Annotated in this window: 14 protein-coding genes; 7 read left to right on the forward strand and 7 right to left on the reverse strand. The window is 61.4% G+C overall.

What is annotated here, in order from left to right; translation table 11 throughout:
• Positions 1–46 precede the first annotated feature (46 nt).
• Positions 47–1,363: a bifunctional DedA family/phosphatase PAP2 family protein gene (locus tag B723_RS01310; protein ID WP_017341005.1), complete on the forward strand. Its 1,317-nt coding sequence runs from the start codon at positions 47–49 to the stop codon at positions 1,361–1,363.
• 77 nt (positions 1,364–1,440) lie between these two features.
• Here B723_RS01310 and B723_RS01315 read toward each other — a convergent pair whose 3' ends face one another.
• The 3 genes from B723_RS01315 to B723_RS01325 are packed head-to-tail and all read right to left on the reverse strand — an operon-like array spanning position 1,441 to position 3,117.
• A complete protein-coding gene (locus B723_RS01315) occupies positions 1,441–2,031 on the reverse strand; it encodes an LON peptidase substrate-binding domain-containing protein (protein ID WP_017341006.1) in 591 nt (196 codons plus the stop codon).
• 10 nt (positions 2,032–2,041) lie between these two features.
• A complete protein-coding gene (locus tag B723_RS01320) occupies positions 2,042–2,758 on the reverse strand; it encodes an LrgB family protein (RefSeq protein ID WP_017341007.1) in 717 nt (238 codons plus the stop codon).
• Positions 2,755–3,117 carry a CidA/LrgA family protein gene (locus tag B723_RS01325; protein ID WP_017341008.1) on the reverse strand — a complete coding sequence of 121 codons (363 nt, stop codon included), beginning with the start codon at positions 3,115–3,117 and terminating at the stop codon, positions 2,755–2,757. Before B723_RS01325 ends, B723_RS01320 begins: the two co-directional genes overlap by 4 nt.
• A gap of 182 nt (positions 3,118–3,299) precedes the next feature.
• On the opposite strand from B723_RS01325, the gene B723_RS01330 reads away from it, so the two are divergent.
• The 3 genes from B723_RS01330 to B723_RS01340 all read left to right on the forward strand — a co-directional run bounded on the left by B723_RS01330 (position 3,300) and on the right by B723_RS01340 (position 6,245).
• Positions 3,300–3,755: a MaoC family dehydratase gene (locus tag B723_RS01330; RefSeq protein WP_017341009.1), complete on the forward strand. Its 456-nt coding sequence runs from the start codon at positions 3,300–3,302 to the stop codon at positions 3,753–3,755.
• Between the two features lie 102 nt (positions 3,756–3,857).
• Positions 3,858–5,576: a C13 family peptidase gene (locus tag B723_RS01335; RefSeq protein ID WP_017341010.1), complete on the forward strand. Its 1,719-nt coding sequence runs from the start codon at positions 3,858–3,860 to the stop codon at positions 5,574–5,576.
• 27 nt (positions 5,577–5,603) lie between these two features.
• Entirely contained in the window at positions 5,604–6,245 is a 642-nt protein-coding gene (locus B723_RS01340) for an oxidoreductase (protein ID WP_017341011.1), read from the forward strand.
• Positions 6,246–6,365: 120 nt separating this feature from the next.
• On the opposite strand, the gene B723_RS01345 is transcribed toward B723_RS01340, so the two are convergent.
• The 4 genes from B723_RS01345 to B723_RS01360 form a co-directional block, all read right to left on the reverse strand.
• Positions 6,366–6,650, reverse strand: a complete 285-nt coding sequence (locus B723_RS01345) for a YceK/YidQ family lipoprotein (RefSeq protein WP_017341012.1) — start codon at positions 6,648–6,650, stop codon at positions 6,366–6,368.
• Positions 6,643–7,275, reverse strand: a complete 633-nt coding sequence (gene ubiX, locus B723_RS01350; protein ID WP_008035761.1) for a flavin prenyltransferase UbiX — start codon at positions 7,273–7,275, stop codon at positions 6,643–6,645. The genes B723_RS01345 and ubiX overlap by 8 nt, the downstream gene beginning before the upstream one ends.
• A complete protein-coding gene (gene mpl, locus B723_RS01355; protein ID WP_017341013.1) occupies positions 7,272–8,621 on the reverse strand; it encodes a UDP-N-acetylmuramate:L-alanyl-gamma-D-glutamyl-meso-diaminopimelate ligase in 1,350 nt (449 codons plus the stop codon). The genes ubiX and mpl overlap by 4 nt, the downstream gene beginning before the upstream one ends.
• A 203-nt stretch (positions 8,622–8,824) precedes the next feature.
• A complete protein-coding gene (locus B723_RS01360) occupies positions 8,825–10,738 on the reverse strand; it encodes a sigma-54-dependent Fis family transcriptional regulator (protein WP_017341014.1) in 1,914 nt (637 codons plus the stop codon).
• 449 nt (positions 10,739–11,187) lie between these two features.
• On the opposite strand from B723_RS01360, the gene exaC reads away from it, so the two are divergent.
• From exaC to B723_RS01375, 3 genes are all read left to right on the forward strand, one after another.
• Positions 11,188–12,708, forward strand: coding sequence for an acetaldehyde dehydrogenase ExaC (gene exaC / locus B723_RS01365; protein WP_017341015.1), 1,521 nt, complete (start codon positions 11,188–11,190; stop codon positions 12,706–12,708).
• 195 nt (positions 12,709–12,903) lie between these two features.
• On the forward strand, positions 12,904–14,274 hold the full coding sequence (eat, locus tag B723_RS01370) for an ethanolamine permease (RefSeq protein ID WP_017341016.1): 1,371 nt from the start codon (positions 12,904–12,906) through the stop codon (positions 14,272–14,274).
• Positions 14,275–14,472: 198 nt separating this feature from the next.
• Positions 14,473–15,867, forward strand: coding sequence for an ethanolamine ammonia-lyase subunit EutB (locus B723_RS01375; RefSeq protein WP_017341017.1), 1,395 nt, complete (start codon positions 14,473–14,475; stop codon positions 15,865–15,867).
• Positions 15,868–15,874: the final 7 nt, after the last annotated feature.

The raw sequence follows: 15,874 nt of genomic DNA on the forward strand, positions 1-15,874 counted from the left end.
TTGCTCGCCCTGAAGGCGTTTATAGAAATTCAATGGAGTTGTTTTTATGGGCCCTTGGCTCGATAGCGTGACCGGATGGCTGGCGACAAACCCGCAGTGGCTGGCCGCGGCGGTTTTCATTGTGGCCTTCGTGGAATGCCTGGCGATTGCCGGGCTGATCGTACCCGGCACGGTGTTGCTGTTTGCCGTCGCGGTGCTGGCCGGTAGCGGCGCGCTGTCGTTGAGCGAAACATTGTTGCTCGGATTCGCCGCCGGCGTACTGGGCGATATCGTTTCCTACTTTGTGGGGCGACATTTCCATCAGAACATTCGGCGCCTGCCCGGCCTGCGCCATCATCCGGAATGGATCGCCGGCGCCGAGGCTTACTTCCAGCGCTATGGCATTGCCAGTCTTTTGGTCGGGCGTTTCATCGGGCCGTTGCGGCCCATGCTGCCGATGGTTGCCGGGATGTTCGACATGCCCTTCCCGCGCTTCGTCGCTGTCAGCCTGCTGGCCGCTGCCGGTTGGAGCGTCGCCTACCTGTTGCCCGGCTGGGCCACGGGGGCTGCGATTCGTTTGCCGTTGCCGGAAGGTTTCTGGCCTGAGGCCGGGATCGTTGCCGGCAGCATCGCGGTGATGGTGGGCTTGAGCGTGACCAGCAGCCTGCGCCGCCATCGCAAAGCGACAATACTGATCACCAGCATGAGCTTACTGATCCTCGCGGGGCTGTTTATCGGCTACCCGCACCTGACCGCCCTCGATCAGGGCGTCATGACGCTGGTGCAGGAACACCGCAGCCCGACGCTCGACGAAGTCGCCGTCACCTTCACGCTGATTGGCGAGTTCCGCAACATGCTGCTGTTCAGCGCCCTGCTGACCGGGCTGCTGCTGGTGGCCCGGCAATGGCGACAGGCGATTTTTGCGGGGAGCACATTGCTCTTCACGGCGCTCGGCAACACGTTTACCAAACAGTTTTTCGCCCGCGTGCGCCCGGAAGTCTTGAGCGATCCGTTGGTGAGCTACAGCATGCCCAGCGGTCACGCCTCCGGGGCCTTCGCACTGTTTCTGACCCTCGCCGTTCTGGCTGGTCGCGGACAACCCCCGCGGATGCGTCTGACCTGGTTGCTGTTGGGCTGCCTGCCGGCACTCGCGATCGCGCTGTCACGCGTCTATCTGGGCGCGCACTGGCCCACGGATGTGCTGGCCGGCGCAATGCTGGCGGCGTGTGTCTGTGCGGCGAGCCTGGGGCTGAGTCAGCGCCGGACACCGCTCAATGCCATGCCGCCGAGGATCTGGTGGCTGGTGTTGCCGGCGATGGTGGCGCTGTTCGGGTTCTTTGCGTTGCGGCATTTACCGCATGCGATGGTGAGATACGCCTACTGAAGATCAAAAAATCGCAGCCTTCAGCAAGTTCCTACGCCTTACCCATGCAGGAGCTGCCGAAGGCTGCGATCTTTTCATCAGGCAAACAACTCACCCTGCAACTCATCCAGCAGTGCCTGGATCGCATCCAGTCGCTGCTGCGGATCGTCGAGTTGCAGCAGGTCGATTTTGTCCAATTCGGCAAACGGCAACAGGTACGCCAACTGATTGGCCAGCGATTGTTGCCCGGTCGCCTCGGTGCCCATGTTCAAGGCTTCGACCATCGGGTGTTCGGCCAGGGCCTTGAGCAGTGCAACCAGGTCGGCGTCCTCATCCTGCAACGGTTGCTCGGGCTCGTCTTCCAGCCACTCGACCTCGGCGACCGTCAACTGATCGCGCTGGACCTCGGTGCGCAACACGTGAAAACGCCGTCCGCCCTGCACCCGAATGCCCAGCAAGCCGTTGTCCTGCTGTTTGAAGTCGGTAATCAGTGCTTCACAGCCGACCAGCGCATAGCCCGCGGGAGCGATGCCGACTTCTTCGCCATCAAGAATGCACACCACGCCGAAACCGCCGCCCTGTTTCATGCAGCGGCTGATCATGTCCAGGTAGCGCGCCTCGAAGATCTGCAAGTCGAGGATGCAGCCAGGAAACAGCACCGTGTTCAGCGGGAAAAGCGGCAAGCTCATAGACATTTCCTTACACCACCATCGACACTGCCAACGGCAGGAACACCGCCGTGGCCACGCCCATCAGACTCATTGCCAGCGCCGCGAAGGCGCCGCATTCTTCACTTTCCTGCATGGCCACCGCGGTGCCGACCGCATGGGCAGTCATGCCCAGCGCCATGCCGCGCGCCTCGGGGCTGTGGACGCCGAGCCGATTCAGCAGGCTCGGCCCAAAGATCGCCCCGATCACGCCGGTGATCAACACAAACACCGCCGCCAGCGCCGCGACGCCGCCAATCTGCTCGGCCACCAGCATGGCGATCGGCGAGGTCACCGACTTCGGCGCCATGGTCATCAGGATCATGTGTTCGGCACCGAACGACCAGCCCAGCAACACGCCCATGCCGGTGGCGACGACACCGCCTATCACCAGCGTAGTAAATATCGGCCAGAACAACTGCCGGATCCGCCGCAGATTGAGGTAAAGCGGTACAGCCAGCGCGACGGTGGCGGGGCCGAGCAAAATGCTGAGGATCTCGGTGCTCTTGCGGTACTCGGCGTACGTCAGGCCGCAGCCCACCAAAACGCCAATCACCAGCAACATGGAGACCAGCACGGGCTGCAGAAAGATCCAGCGGGTTTTCTCGAACGCCGCCAACACCAGTTGATAAGCGCCGAGGGTAATGCCGATGCCGAACAACGGATGATGAATCACCGACGTCCAGGCGCCTTGCCAGTCCAGGATCATTGCGAGTCCTCGCGGTGCGCGTGACGCTTGACCATGCGCTGCATCAGCACACCGGCGAAGGCCATGGACAACAGCAGCGACAACACCAGCGCACCGACAATGGCCCAGAAGTCCGCGGCAATGTCCTTGGCGTACACCATCACGCCCACAGCCGGTGGCACCAGCAGCAACGGCAGGTAACGCAGCAGGCTGCTCGCGGCCAGGTTGAGCGGTTCGCCCACCTGCCCACGACAGATCAGGTACACCAGCAGAAGCAGCAGGCCGATAATCGGCCCCGGCAGCACCGGCAATAACAAATGGTTGATGGCTGTGCCCAGCAATTGGAACAACACCAGCCAGGTCAGGCCACGTAACAACATCCGTCCTCTCCCCGAAAAATCGCGCCCGGCATTATAAGCATGCCAACGCTATGGACCGGCATTCGCCAAAAGCATGGTCGGTTGACCGGAGCAATTCGCCATGTTGATCTAAAGTGGTAATCCGGGAGGTCAAATCCCCCCACCTCAAAACTATAAAACCGATGAACCCAAGGAGAGTCTCAATGCCCTATGTTCCCGTTGCAGAGCTCAAAGATTATGTCGGCAAGGAACTTGGACGTTCCGAATGGCTCACCATCGATCAGGAGCGCATCAACCTGTTCGCCGAAGCCACAGGGGACTATCAGTTCATCCATGTCGACCCGGTCAAAGCCGCGCAAACGCCATTTGGCAGCACCATTGCACACGGTTTCCTGTCGCTATCGCTGATCCCCAAACTGATGGAAGACATCCTCATCCTGCCCGAAGGCTTGAAGATGGTGGTCAATTACGGCCTGGACAGCGTGCGGTTCATTCAGCCGGTCAAGGTCAACTCGAAAGTGCGGCTCAAGGTCGACCTGACCGAAGTCACCGAGAAGAAACCCGGCCAATGGCTGCTCAAAGCCACCGCCACGCTCGAGATCGAAGGTTCGGAAAAACCGGCCTACATCGCCGAGCCATTGTCACTCTGCTTCGTGTAAACCCTCCCGGATGCGAAGCAGCTCACGCTGTTTCGCGACCTCTCTCTATTTAAGGTCATAGAGCTGCGGCATACTCGGTCGCCTAATTGCCCGGATCCCGCTATGCGCTCACTTGCACTCATTGCCTTGACCCTGATGCTCACCGCTTGCGGCGACGGCGAATCGCTGTTGCCGCCCGATGCGCGCCTGCCGGATGGCGGACGCTATCGCGGCGACCTGGTCAACGGATTGCTGCAAGGCCAGGGTCGCGTCGACTACCCGAACGGCAGCTGGTACGCCGGCAGTTTCGACAAGGGTCAATGGCATGGCCCGGGCGAATGGCACGGCAGCAACGGCGAAGTGTATCGCGGTAATTTCAACCTCGGGCTGTTCGACGGCCAGGGCACCCTGACCACCAGCGGCAGCAGCTACACCGGCGGTTTCAAGGCGGGTCGGCGCGAAGGCGAAGGCACCCTCAAAGAAAACGGCATGACCTACCGCGGCGAGTTCAAGGCCGATCAATATTCAGGGCTCGGCCGTCTGGAGCTCGATGACGGCAGCTCGTATCAAGGCCAGTTCGCCCATGGCAAGCCCAACGGCGAAGGCCAGCGCGGTGACGCCAGCGGCAATCAGTTCACCGGACATTTCAAGGACGGTCAGCTGGAAGGCAACGGGACTTTCAACAGCGCCGAAGGCGACATCTACGTCGGCGGCTTCAAGAACAACCAACTGCACGGCAAGGGCCGCTACGAGAATGCCGACGGCGATGTCTGGCTGGGCCAATTCAAGGAAGGTTCGCTGAACGGCAAGGGCGAGTTGATCGGTGCCGACGGTAGCCACTACATCGGCCAGTTCAGCGACTGGCGCTTCACTGGCCAGGGCCGGCTGAACCTGCCCGACGGCAGTTTCTACATCGGTCAGTTCGACGGCGACAGTTATCAAGGTCATGGCACGCTGGTGTTGACCGATGGCACCGTACAGAGCGGCACCTGGGTCAATGGCCAGCGAGTGCGCGATGCCGATGGCAAGCTGCTGCCCGACAGCCTCGAGCTTGGCCTGCTGGCTCAGGGGCGCTTGCTCGAAGATGCGCTGGCCAATGTGCCGGCCTCGACCCCGGCGATCGAGTTGTACACCCTGACGCTGGGCGGTGACGGCAAGCAGAGCGTGTTCCTGCGCGAATCCGATTATGTCAGCAATATGCTGACCAGCCGCTTCGGTGCGTTTGGCCAGATTCGCCTGGTGAACCACCGCGACCATCTCGTCGATCGGCCGATGGCCACCCGGGAAAACCTGCGCCGCGCCGCGCTGACGCTGGCCGAACGCAGCGGTCCGGAAGACTTGATCTTCATCTACCTGACCAGCCACGGCACCAGCGAACACGAACTCGTACTCGATCAGCCGCGCATGGAACTGTCCGACCTGCCGGCGGACGAACTCGCTGCCGTGCTCGCACCGCTGAAAAACCGCGACAAGATCATTGTGATTTCGTCTTGCTACTCCGGTGGTTTCATCCCCGCCCTCAAGGACGAACGCACGCTGATCATGGCGGCCGCGCGGGCCGACCGTGTGTCCTTCGGTTGCACGGAAGAAGCCAACTTCACTTACTTCGGCGATGCGCTGTTCGCCCAGGCCCTGAATCAGACCGACGACCTGGAACAAGCCTTCAAGCTGGCCAGGGCCACCGTGGCCGAGCGGGAACTGGCGGACAGCTTCGAAGCCTCTGAACCGCAGATCTGGGCACCGAAAACCGTACTCTCCCACTGGCAGCTGTTACGCAAACAGCAGGCACGAAAAGCGCTACAAAGTGTCTCTATCAGCAACAAGGATGCAAAGAGCAACTAAGCTGATCAGTATCAAGGGGGAAACACTATGTACTTGACGCCTCAGCATGTATTGCTTGCCGGAGCTACCGGCCTGACCGGTGAACACTTGCTTGATCGCCTGCTCAACGAGCCTACGATCACGCGCGTATTGGCCCCCTCGCGCCGGCCGTTGGCCAAGCACCCCCACCTGGAAAACCCGGTCGGCGACCCGGCGGAATTCCTGCCGCAACTGAACGGACGCGTCGACATCGCCTACTGCTGTCTTGGCACCACGATCAAACAGGCTGGCTCGGAAGAGGCGTTTCGCGCGGTCGATCTCGATATGGTGGTGGCTTTCGCCAAACGGGCGCGGGAAATGGGCGCGCGGCACTTGATCGTGATCAGCGCCCTGGGGGCCGATCGCAGATCCTCGATTTTCTACAACCGGGTTAAGGGCGAGATGGAATACGCATTGCGCGCGCAAAACTGGCCGCAACTGACCATTTGCCGACCTTCGGTGTTGCTGGGCGATCGTATCGAGCCACGGCCGGCCGAGCTGTTCGCCGGTCCGTTGTCCCGCCTGATCCCGGGCAAATACCACGGCATCGAAGCCTGCCAACTGGCTCGCGCGATGTGGCGGCTGGCACTGGAGGAGCAGGATGGGGTGCGGATTGTCGAGTCGGATGAGTTGCGCAAGCTCGGCAAGTAACCCGCGAACCTGTGGCGAGGGAGCTTGCTCCCGTTGGACTGCGCAGCAGTCCCGATTTATGGGGCCGCTTCGCAGCCCAACGGGAGCAAGCTCCCTCGCCACAAAAAGCCTCGCTTACTCCTACAACCCGCCGGTCGCCTGAAAACTCACGCCGATCACCGTCAACACCGACAACGGCAACAGCAACGTATCCAGCAAAGCACTGGCCGGCAGATCAATACCAGGATAGCTCGGTGCTTCTGCCCCAAAACGATCCATCGCGCAGCAACCGCCATTCATGGCGTACAAATCCAGTCGCGTTCCCGCATACACCACCGGAGCCCCCGGCTTGGCAGCATCCAGCGTGCGCACCGTGGCACAGCCCGCCAGTTGCAGCGCCAGCACAACCATCAGCAGCTTATTCATCGCTGGTCAGATGGTGTTCGCCCCAACGTGGCAGCATGTCTTGCGGGATGTTCAGCAGGTTGAGAATCCGTGCCACGACGAAGTCGATCAGGTCATCGATGGTTTGTGGCTGATGATAGAAGCCCGGCGACGCGGGCAAGATCGTCACACCCATGTTCGACAACTTGAGCATGTGCTCCAGATGAATACTCGAATACGGCGCTTCGCGCGGCACCAGGATCAGCTGGCGACGCTCTTTCAGTGTGACGTCAGCGGCCCGTTCGATCAGGTTGTTACAAGCACCGGTCGCGATAGCCGACAGCGTGCCGGTCGAACACGGCACCACCACCATCGCCGACGGCGCGCCGGAGCCCGAGGCCACCGGCGACATCCAGTCCTCCTTGCCGTACACCCGAATCTGCCCCGCGGCAGCGCCGGTGTATTCGGTGAGAAAGGCCTGCATCATCTGGGTTTTCGGCGGCAACGTAACGTCGGTTTCGGTGGCCATCACCAGCTGCGCAGCCTTGGAGATCAGGAAGTGCACCTCGCGATCTTCGCGAATCAGGCAGTCCAGCAGGCGCAAGCCGTACTGGGCGCCCGAAGCGCCGGTCATCGCCAGCGTGATGCGTTCCGGGCCATTGTTCATTTGAGCGCCTCGGCCAGTTTGCCGTGCAGGCCGCCGAAGCCGCCGTTGCTCATGATCACCACGTGAGTGCCGGGTTGAGCCTGGCTTTTCACGCGCTCGATAATGCCTTCCAGAGAATCGCTGACAATCGACGGCACCGTGCACAGCGCCGCGGTAGCGCTCAGGTCCCAGCCGAGGTTGGCCGGTGCGTACCAAATCACTTGATCGGCATCGACCACGCTTTCCGGCAAGCCATCACGGTGAGCGCCGAGCTTCATGGAATTGGAGCGCGGCTCGATGATGGCGATCAATGGCGCGTCGCCAATGCGTTTACGCAGACCGTCGAGGGTCGTGGCGATGGCAGTCGGGTGGTGAGCGAAGTCGTCGTAGATGGTGATGCCACGGACTTCGGCGACTTTTTCCATCCGGCGCTTCACGCTTTTGAACGCGCTCAACGCAGCGATGCCCATGGACGGCACGACACCGACATGCCGCGCCGCCGCCAAGGTGGCCAAGGCGTTGGCGACGTTGTGTTGACCGGTCATGTCCCACTCGACCACGCCTTGAGCGACGCCTTCGAACATCACTTCGAATGTCGAACCGTCTTCACTCAGCAGTTTGACCTGCCACTGACCACCAGCGCCGGTGGTTTGCACCGGGGTCCAGCAGCCCATCTCGATCACACGCAGCAAGGCCGGTTCGGTGGTCGGGTGGATCACCAGGCCTTCACTCGGGATAGTCCGCACCAAATGGTGGAACTGTCGCTCGATAGCCGCCAGATCAGGGAAGATGTCGGCGTGATCGAACTCCAGGTTGTTCAGAATCGCCGTACGGGGGCGGTAGTGAACAAACTTGGAGCGCTTGTCGAAAAATGCACTGTCGTATTCGTCGGCTTCGATCACGAAGAACGGCGTGCCGCCCAGACGCGCCGACACCGAGAAATTCTGCGGCACGCCGCCAATCAGGAAACCGGGGCTCATGCCCGCGTGCTCCAGCACCCAGGCGAGCATGCTGCTGGTGGTGGTTTTGCCATGCGTGCCGGCGACGGCCAGCACCCAGCGACCTTGCAACACGTGATCGGCCAGCCACTGCGGGCCGGAGACATACGGCAAGCCCTTATTCAGGACGTATTCGACCGCCGGATTGCCGCGGGACATGGCGTTGCCGATGACCACCAGATCCGGGGCCGGATCGAGTTGCGCCGGGTCGTAGCCCTGGGTCAACTGAATGCCCTGAGCCTCAAGTTGAGTGCTCATCGGCGGATAGACGTTGGCATCGGAGCCGGTCACATGATGGCCCAGCTCTTTGGCCAGAACCGCCATCGAACCCATGAAAGTGCCGCAGATACCAAGAATATGAATGTGCATTAGTCGACCTCGTAAAACATGGCCGCAGGTTAGCTTAGAGAGGCAGAAATCGCACTCTTTAGCTGAGACTTGCCACCACCACTGTGGCGAGGGAGCTTGCTCCCGCGGGGGCGTGCAGCGGCCCCCACCTGCGCTCGCGATTACTCTGGCTTATTGCATTCCTTGATTGCGACGGGAGCGAGCTCCCTCGCCACAAAAGCGGTTTACCGGGCAATCCCGTGCTTGCGCAGTTTTCGGTAAAGGGTATTGCGGCTGACACCAAGCTGTTCGGCGGTATGCGTCATATGCCAGCGCGTCTGTTCCAGCACATTCAACAACGCCAGCCGCTCGGCATCGTCCAAGGGGTGTTCGGAAGGCTGGTCAACGGCAACCACCGGCATCGGTCGCGCCTGACGAATCATCACCGGCAAATCCTCCAGCCCGATCCGCCCGCCGTCGCACAACGCTGCCAACGTGCGCAGCACATTGCGCAACTGCCGCACATTTCCGGGCCAGGCAAAACCCAGCAACGCCTGGCGTGCCGGCTCATCAATCAGCACCGTCTCCCCGCCCGCCTCTTGCGCCAGCAGAAAATCGAGCAACTGGGATTTGTCACTGCGCTCGCGCAACGCCGGCAGTGCGATCTCCAGACCGTTGAGCCGGTAATACAAATCCTCGCGGAAGCTGCCGTCCTGCACCCGTTCCAGCAAATTACGGTGAGTGGCGCTGATGATCCGGACGTTGACCGACTCCGGCTCACCGCCAATCGGCACGACTTGCCGGTCTTCGAGCACCCTTAATAGCCGGGTCTGCAATGCCAGGGGCATGTCGCCGATTTCATCCAGAAATAATGTCCCGCCATCTGCCTGCTGCAACTTGCCGCGCATGCCTTCCTTGCGCGCACCAGTGAAGCTGCCGCCGCGATAACCGAACAGTTCGCTCTCGATCAGGCTTTCGGGGATGGCCGCGCAATTGAGCGCAACGAAGGCCTTTTGCGCCCGCTGACTGGCCTGATGCACCGCCTTGGCGAAGGCCTCCTTGCCGGAGCCGGTTTCGCCGTTGATCAGCAGCGGTACGTCCCGTTCGAAGACGCGAAGGGACTTGCGAAAATCTTCCTGCAACCCGACGTCGCCCAAACATATGCCCGACAACCGCGACGGCTCGCTGATCACCGGAGCAGGCACCACGGGCACCGGAATGCTGCGCGGCTGACCACGCAACACGGCAAACAGACTTCGCCCGTCGCGGGTGCGCAGCGGCCAACTGGCGCTGGCATTCACACTCGCTCGGCCCAGCAACTCGTCCAGCGAGCAATCGAAAAACGCCTCGACCGGTTTCCCCAGCAGTCCGCCGCGAACATGGCCCAGCAGGTTGAGCGCACTCTGGTTAACCGCGCAGATCCGCCCTTCCCCGTCGAACGCCAGCAACCCTTCGCTGAACAGCCCGACGGATTCGGCCTGCAGGTGGAAGCGCAGCAACCACTGATTGTCGAAGTAACGCAGGAAGTAGCAGCTCTCGATCATCTTCGCCGACAGATTGACCAGCGCCATGGTGTGAAACTGGCTTTGCCGCGAGACGTCGTGACGCGCCGAGGACACGTCGAGCACCGCCAGCAATTCGCCATGCGGGTCGAACACCGGGCTCGCCGAGCAGGTCAAGCCGGTGTGGCGGCCGCGAAAGTGTTCGTCCTGGTGGATGGTCAGCGATTGGCGTTCCACCAGGCAGGTGCCGATGCCGTTAGTGCCTTCACAGGCTTCGCTCCAGTCGGCGCCGAGCCAGAGGCCGGCGCGTTCGAAAATCTTCCGCTCGGCGGGCGCAGTCACGCAGTTGAGGATCACCCCGCGCGCATCGGTCAGCAGCACCGCATGACCGGCGCCGGAGAGTTGCTGATGCAGGCTGCTCATTTCGTTGCCGGCGATGTGCAGCACTTGCTGCAAGCGTTCGCGGCTCTCAAGGACGCGGCCATGCTCCAGCACCGTCGGCGCCATGGTCAGGGCGGGGTCGAGGTGATAGTCCTCAAGACAGCGCAGCCAGGACCGGGCGATGGACGGGTCGCTGCCGGGACCGTGCAGGTGGGATTTGCCCTGGGTCACGGTCAGCACTTGCTGGGCATGGCGACTCAAATGGTTGTCGTGCATTTCTTATTATTCTCTCCGAGAGCTGTGCTGAAACCCCACTAAGGAGCCTGGAACACATCCTGTGGCGAGGGAGCTTGCTCCCGCTCGAGTGCGAAGCGCTCGCCAAACCTGACCGGCAGACATATCCGGGGCCGCTTCGCAGCCCAGCGGGAGCAAGCCCCCTCGCCACACACGTTATCCGTGTGGCAATTGTGGTCCAGCATCCTCCAGCCATCGACCCAATGCAATGCTGGCAAGACCGCCCGGTCACAGGCTGTCCCACAAACGGCACAAAGTGTCACGGGCACCGTACCGAAAGCGTCACAGGCGCTGCCCGTCCGTCCGACAAAAATCGCGCAAAGCCTTGATTTGCCTGACCTGCAGGGCAGTGGCCCGGCCTTTGCTCTACGCTTAAAGCAAGCGCACAGGCGCTCTTCCTTACAAATACAAAAAGCCAAGGAGAAAACATCATGCGTTACGCTCACCCCGGTACTGAAGGCGCTATCGTTTCGTTCAAGAGCAAATACGGTAACTACATCGGCGGCGAGTTCGTCGCGCCTGTCAAAGGTCAGTACTTCACCAATACCTCGCCAGTGAATGGCCAACCGATTGCCGAATTCCCGCGTTCCACGGCCGAAGACATCGACAAGGCCCTGGACGCTGCCCACGCCGCTGCCGACGCCTGGGGCGCCACGTCCGCCCAGGCTCGCTCGCTGGTGCTGCTGAAAATCGCCGACCGCATCGAACAGAACCTCGAACTGCTGGCAATCACCGAATCCTGGGACAACGGCAAAGCCGTGCGTGAAACGCTCAACGCCGACATCCCGCTGGCCGCGGACCATTTCCGTTATTTCGCCGGTTGCATCCGCGCGCAGGAAGGCAGCGCTGCCGAGATCGACGGCAACACTGTGGCTTATCACATCCATGAACCACTGGGCGTTGTCGGGCAGATCATCCCGTGGAACTTCCCGATCCTGATGGCCGCCTGGAAACTCGCCCCGGCCCTGGCCGCCGGTAACTGCGTGGTGCTCAAGCCTGCCGAGCAAACCCCGCTGGGCATCACCGTGCTGATGGAGCTGATCGGCGACCTGCTGCCGCCGGGCGTGCTGAACGTGGTGCAGGGCTTCGGCAAAGAGGCCGGTGAGGCTCTGGCCACCAGCAAGCGCATTGCCAAGATAGCCTTCACCGGCTCGACCCCGGTCGGCTCGCACATCATGAAATGCGCCGCCGAAAACATCATTCCGTCCACCGTGGAGCTGGGTGGCAAGTCGCCGAACATTTTCTTCGAAGACATCATGAAGGCCGAACCGTCGTTCATCGAGAAAGCTGCCGAAGGCCTCGTGCTGGCATTCTTCAACCAGGGCGAAGTCTGCACCTGCCCGTCCCGGGCACTGGTACAAGAGTCGATCTACGACGAATTCATGAAAGTAGTCATGAACAAAGTCCTGCAAATCAAACGTGGCGACCCACTGGACACCGACACCATGGTCGGCGCACAGGCGTCCGAGCAACAGTTCGACAAAATCCTTTCGTACCTGGAAATCGCCAAGGGCGAAGGCGCCGAACTGCTGACCGGCGGCAAGATCGAAAAACTCGAGGGCAGCCTGGCGACGGGTTATTACATCCAGCCGACCCTGCTCAAGGGCACCAACAAAATGCGCGTGTTCCAGGAAGAAATCTTTGGCCCTGTGGTGAGCATCACCACGTTCAAGGACGAAGCCGAAGCCCTGGCCATCGCCAACGACACCGAGTTCGGCCTGGGTGCCGGCCTCTGGACCCGCGACATCAACCGCGCCTATCGCATGGGCCGCGCCATCAAGGCCGGTCGCGTGTGGACCAACTGCTACCACTTGTACCCGGCGCATGCCGCGTTCGGCGGTTACAAAAAATCCGGCGTCGGTCGTGAAACCCACAAAATGATGCTCGACCACTATCAGCAGACCAAAAACCTGCTGGTGAGCTACGACATCAATCCGTTGGGGTTCTTCTAAAAACCGGGGGCCACACGGGTATTCCCGTGTCGCCCTTTCGATAGCCATCGCGGGCTTGCCCGCGATGGCGCCCTGAACGACAACATCAAATCATCGCCCTGCCGCTCTGGCACGGGCTTTGCGTGCCCGCTCTACAGGTAAATGCAGTTCCCGAAAGTCCAACAGATCAAACAATAAAAAAGACAGCGAGGACTTATGACTTCTTCCACACAGCTCAAACCCACACTCGGCACCCTGCATTTATGGGGCATTGCCGTCGGCCTGGTGATTTCCGGCGAATACTTCGGCTGGAGTTACGGCTGGGGCACCGCAGGCACCCTGGGTTTCCTCGTCACCGCGCTGATGGTGGCGACGATGTACACCTGCTTTATCTTCAGCTTCACCGAATTGACCACCGCCATTCCCCATGCGGGCGGGCCGTTTGCCTACAGCCGGCGGGCCTTTGGCGAGAAAGGCGGCCTCATCGCCGGCATCGCCACCCTGATTGAGTTCGTCTTTGCGCCACCCGCCATTGCGATGGCCATCGGCGCTTATCTGAACGTGCAATACCCGGAACTTGACCCCAAGATTGCAGCCGTTGGCGCCTATTTCGTCTTCATGACCTTGAATATCCTCGGCGTCAGCATCGCCGCGACCTTCGAACTGGTGGTCACCGTTCTGGCCGTCGCCGAGCTGCTGGTGTTCATGGGCGTGGTCGCGCCGGGCTTCAGCTTCAGTAACTTCGTGCTCAACGGCTGGTCGGGCTCGAACGAGTTCACCATTGCCTCCATCCCCGGCATCTTTGCGGCGATCCCGTTTGCGATCTGGTTTTTCCTCGCCATTGAAGGCGCGGCGATGGCAGCTGAAGAAGCCAAGGACCCGAAACGCACGATTCCCAAGGCCTACGTCAGCGGCATTCTGACCCTGGTGTTCCTCGCGATCGGCGTGATGGTGATGGCGGGCGGCGTGGGCGACTGGCGTCAACTGTCGAACATCAACGACCCATTGCCCCAGGCGATGAAAGCCGTGGTCGGCAACAATTCGACCTGGATGCACATGCTGGTCTGGATCGGCCTGTTCGGGCTGGTGGCGAGCTTCCACGGGATCATTCTCGGTTACTCGCGCCAGTTCTTCGCCCTGGCCCGTGCCGGTTACCTGCCTCGCTCGCTGGCCAAACTGTCGCGCTTCCAGACCCCGCACCGGGCCATTCTGGCCGGCGGCGTGATCGGCATCGCGGCGATCTACAGCGACGGCCTGGTCAACCTGCAAGGGATGACCCTGACGGCGGCAATGATCACCATGTCGGTATTCGGCGCCATCGTGATGTACATCATCAGTATGCTGAGCCTGTTCAGACTGCGTAAAACCGAGCCGAACCTGGAGCGCTCCTTCCGCGCGCCGGGCTATCCGATCGTCCCGGGGATTGCGCTGTTCCTGGCGGTGGTGTGCCTGGTGGCGATGGCGTGGTTCAACCCGCTGATCGGCTGCGTGTTCCTCGGGTTCATGGCGGCCGGTTACCTGTATTTCCAACTGACCGCCAAGCAGCGCTTCGATGCGCCGGCGGATGCGATGCTCGAAGGCGTCTGAGTTGCACCGGCGCCGGGCCATGAGCCCGGCGCCTGCTTTATTGAAGTGCACGCAGTTCCTCAGTGGGAGCCAGCCTGCTGGCGATTGCGGCCTGACAGTCAGCATGGATTTCGACTGACACACTGCAATCGCCAGCAGGCTGGCTCCCACAAGGGTTTGGCGGTGTATTTGAGACATTTACAGAATCAGGAGGACACCGTGGCCACATTTGCCCATTCCGTCGGCGCCCAGACCTATCGCTTCGCCAGCCTGAAAGAGGTCATGGCCAAGGCCAGCCCGGCGCGTTCCGGGGACTTTCTGGCCGGCGTCGCCGCCCTCAACGATGGCGAGCGTGTGGCCGCGCAAATGGCCCTGGCCGATATCCCGCTGACTCATTTCCTGCAGGAAGTGCTGATTCCCTATGAGGCCGATGAAGTCACCCGACTGATCATCGACACCCACGACAAACAAGCCTTCGCCGCGGTCAGCCACCTGACGGTCGGCGGATTCCGCGACTGGCTGCTCAGTGACGCTGCCGACGAACAGAGCCTGCGCGCCCTCGCCCCCGGACTGACGCCGGAAATGGCCGCGGCCGTGTCGAAAATCATGCGCGTGCAGGACCTGGTGCTGGTCGCGCAGAAAATCCGCGTGGTCACGCAATTCCGCGGCACCATGGGATTGCGCGGACGCTTATCCACACGCCTGCAACCCAATCACCCCACCGACGAACCGGCGGGCATCGCCGCGAGCATTCTCGACGGTCTGTTGTACGGCAACGGCGACGCGATGATCGGCATCAACCCGGCCACCGACAGCATCGCCTCGATTTGCGCAATGCTGGAAATGCTCGACGCGATCATCCAGCGCTATGAGATTCCTACACAGGCCTGCGTGCTGACCCACGTCACCACGTCCATCGAAGCGATCAATCGCGGCGTTCCACTGGACCTGGTGTTCCAGTCGATCGCCGGCACCGAAGCGGCCAATGCCAGCTTCGGCATCAACCTGAACGTTTTGCAGGAAGGCTACGACGCCGGTTTGAGCCTGAATCGCGGCACCTTGGGGCAAAACCTGATGTATTTCGAGACCGGCCAGGGCAGCGCCCTGTCGGCCAACGCCCACCACGGCCTCGATCAACAGACCTGCGAAACCCGCGCCTACGCCGTGGCGCGACATTTCAAACCGTTTCTGGTGAACACGGTTGTAGGGTTCATCGGCCCGGAGTACCTCTACAACGGTAAACAGATCATCCGTGCCGGTCTGGAAGACCACTTCTGCGGCAAATTGCTCGGCGTGCCGATGGGCTGCGACATCTGTTACACCAATCACGCCGAAGCCGATCAAGACGACATGGACACCCTGCTGACCCTGCTGGGCGTGGCCGGGATCAACTTCATCATGGGCATCCCCGGATCCGACGACATCATGCTCAATTACCAGACCACCTCGTTCCACGACGCGCTCTATGCCCGACAAACCCTGGGCCTGAAGCCGGCTCCGGAGTTCGAACAGTGGCTGGCCAGAATGGGCATCTTCACCCAGGCAGACGGCAAGATTCATTTCGGCGACAGCCTGCCGCCCGCCTTCCGCCAGGCGTTGGGGCAACTGGGATGAGTGTCGA

Source organism: Pseudomonas fluorescens NCIMB 11764, from assembly GCF_000293885.2.
GTDB classification, from domain to species: domain Bacteria; phylum Pseudomonadota; class Gammaproteobacteria; order Pseudomonadales; family Pseudomonadaceae; genus Aquipseudomonas; species Aquipseudomonas fluorescens_B.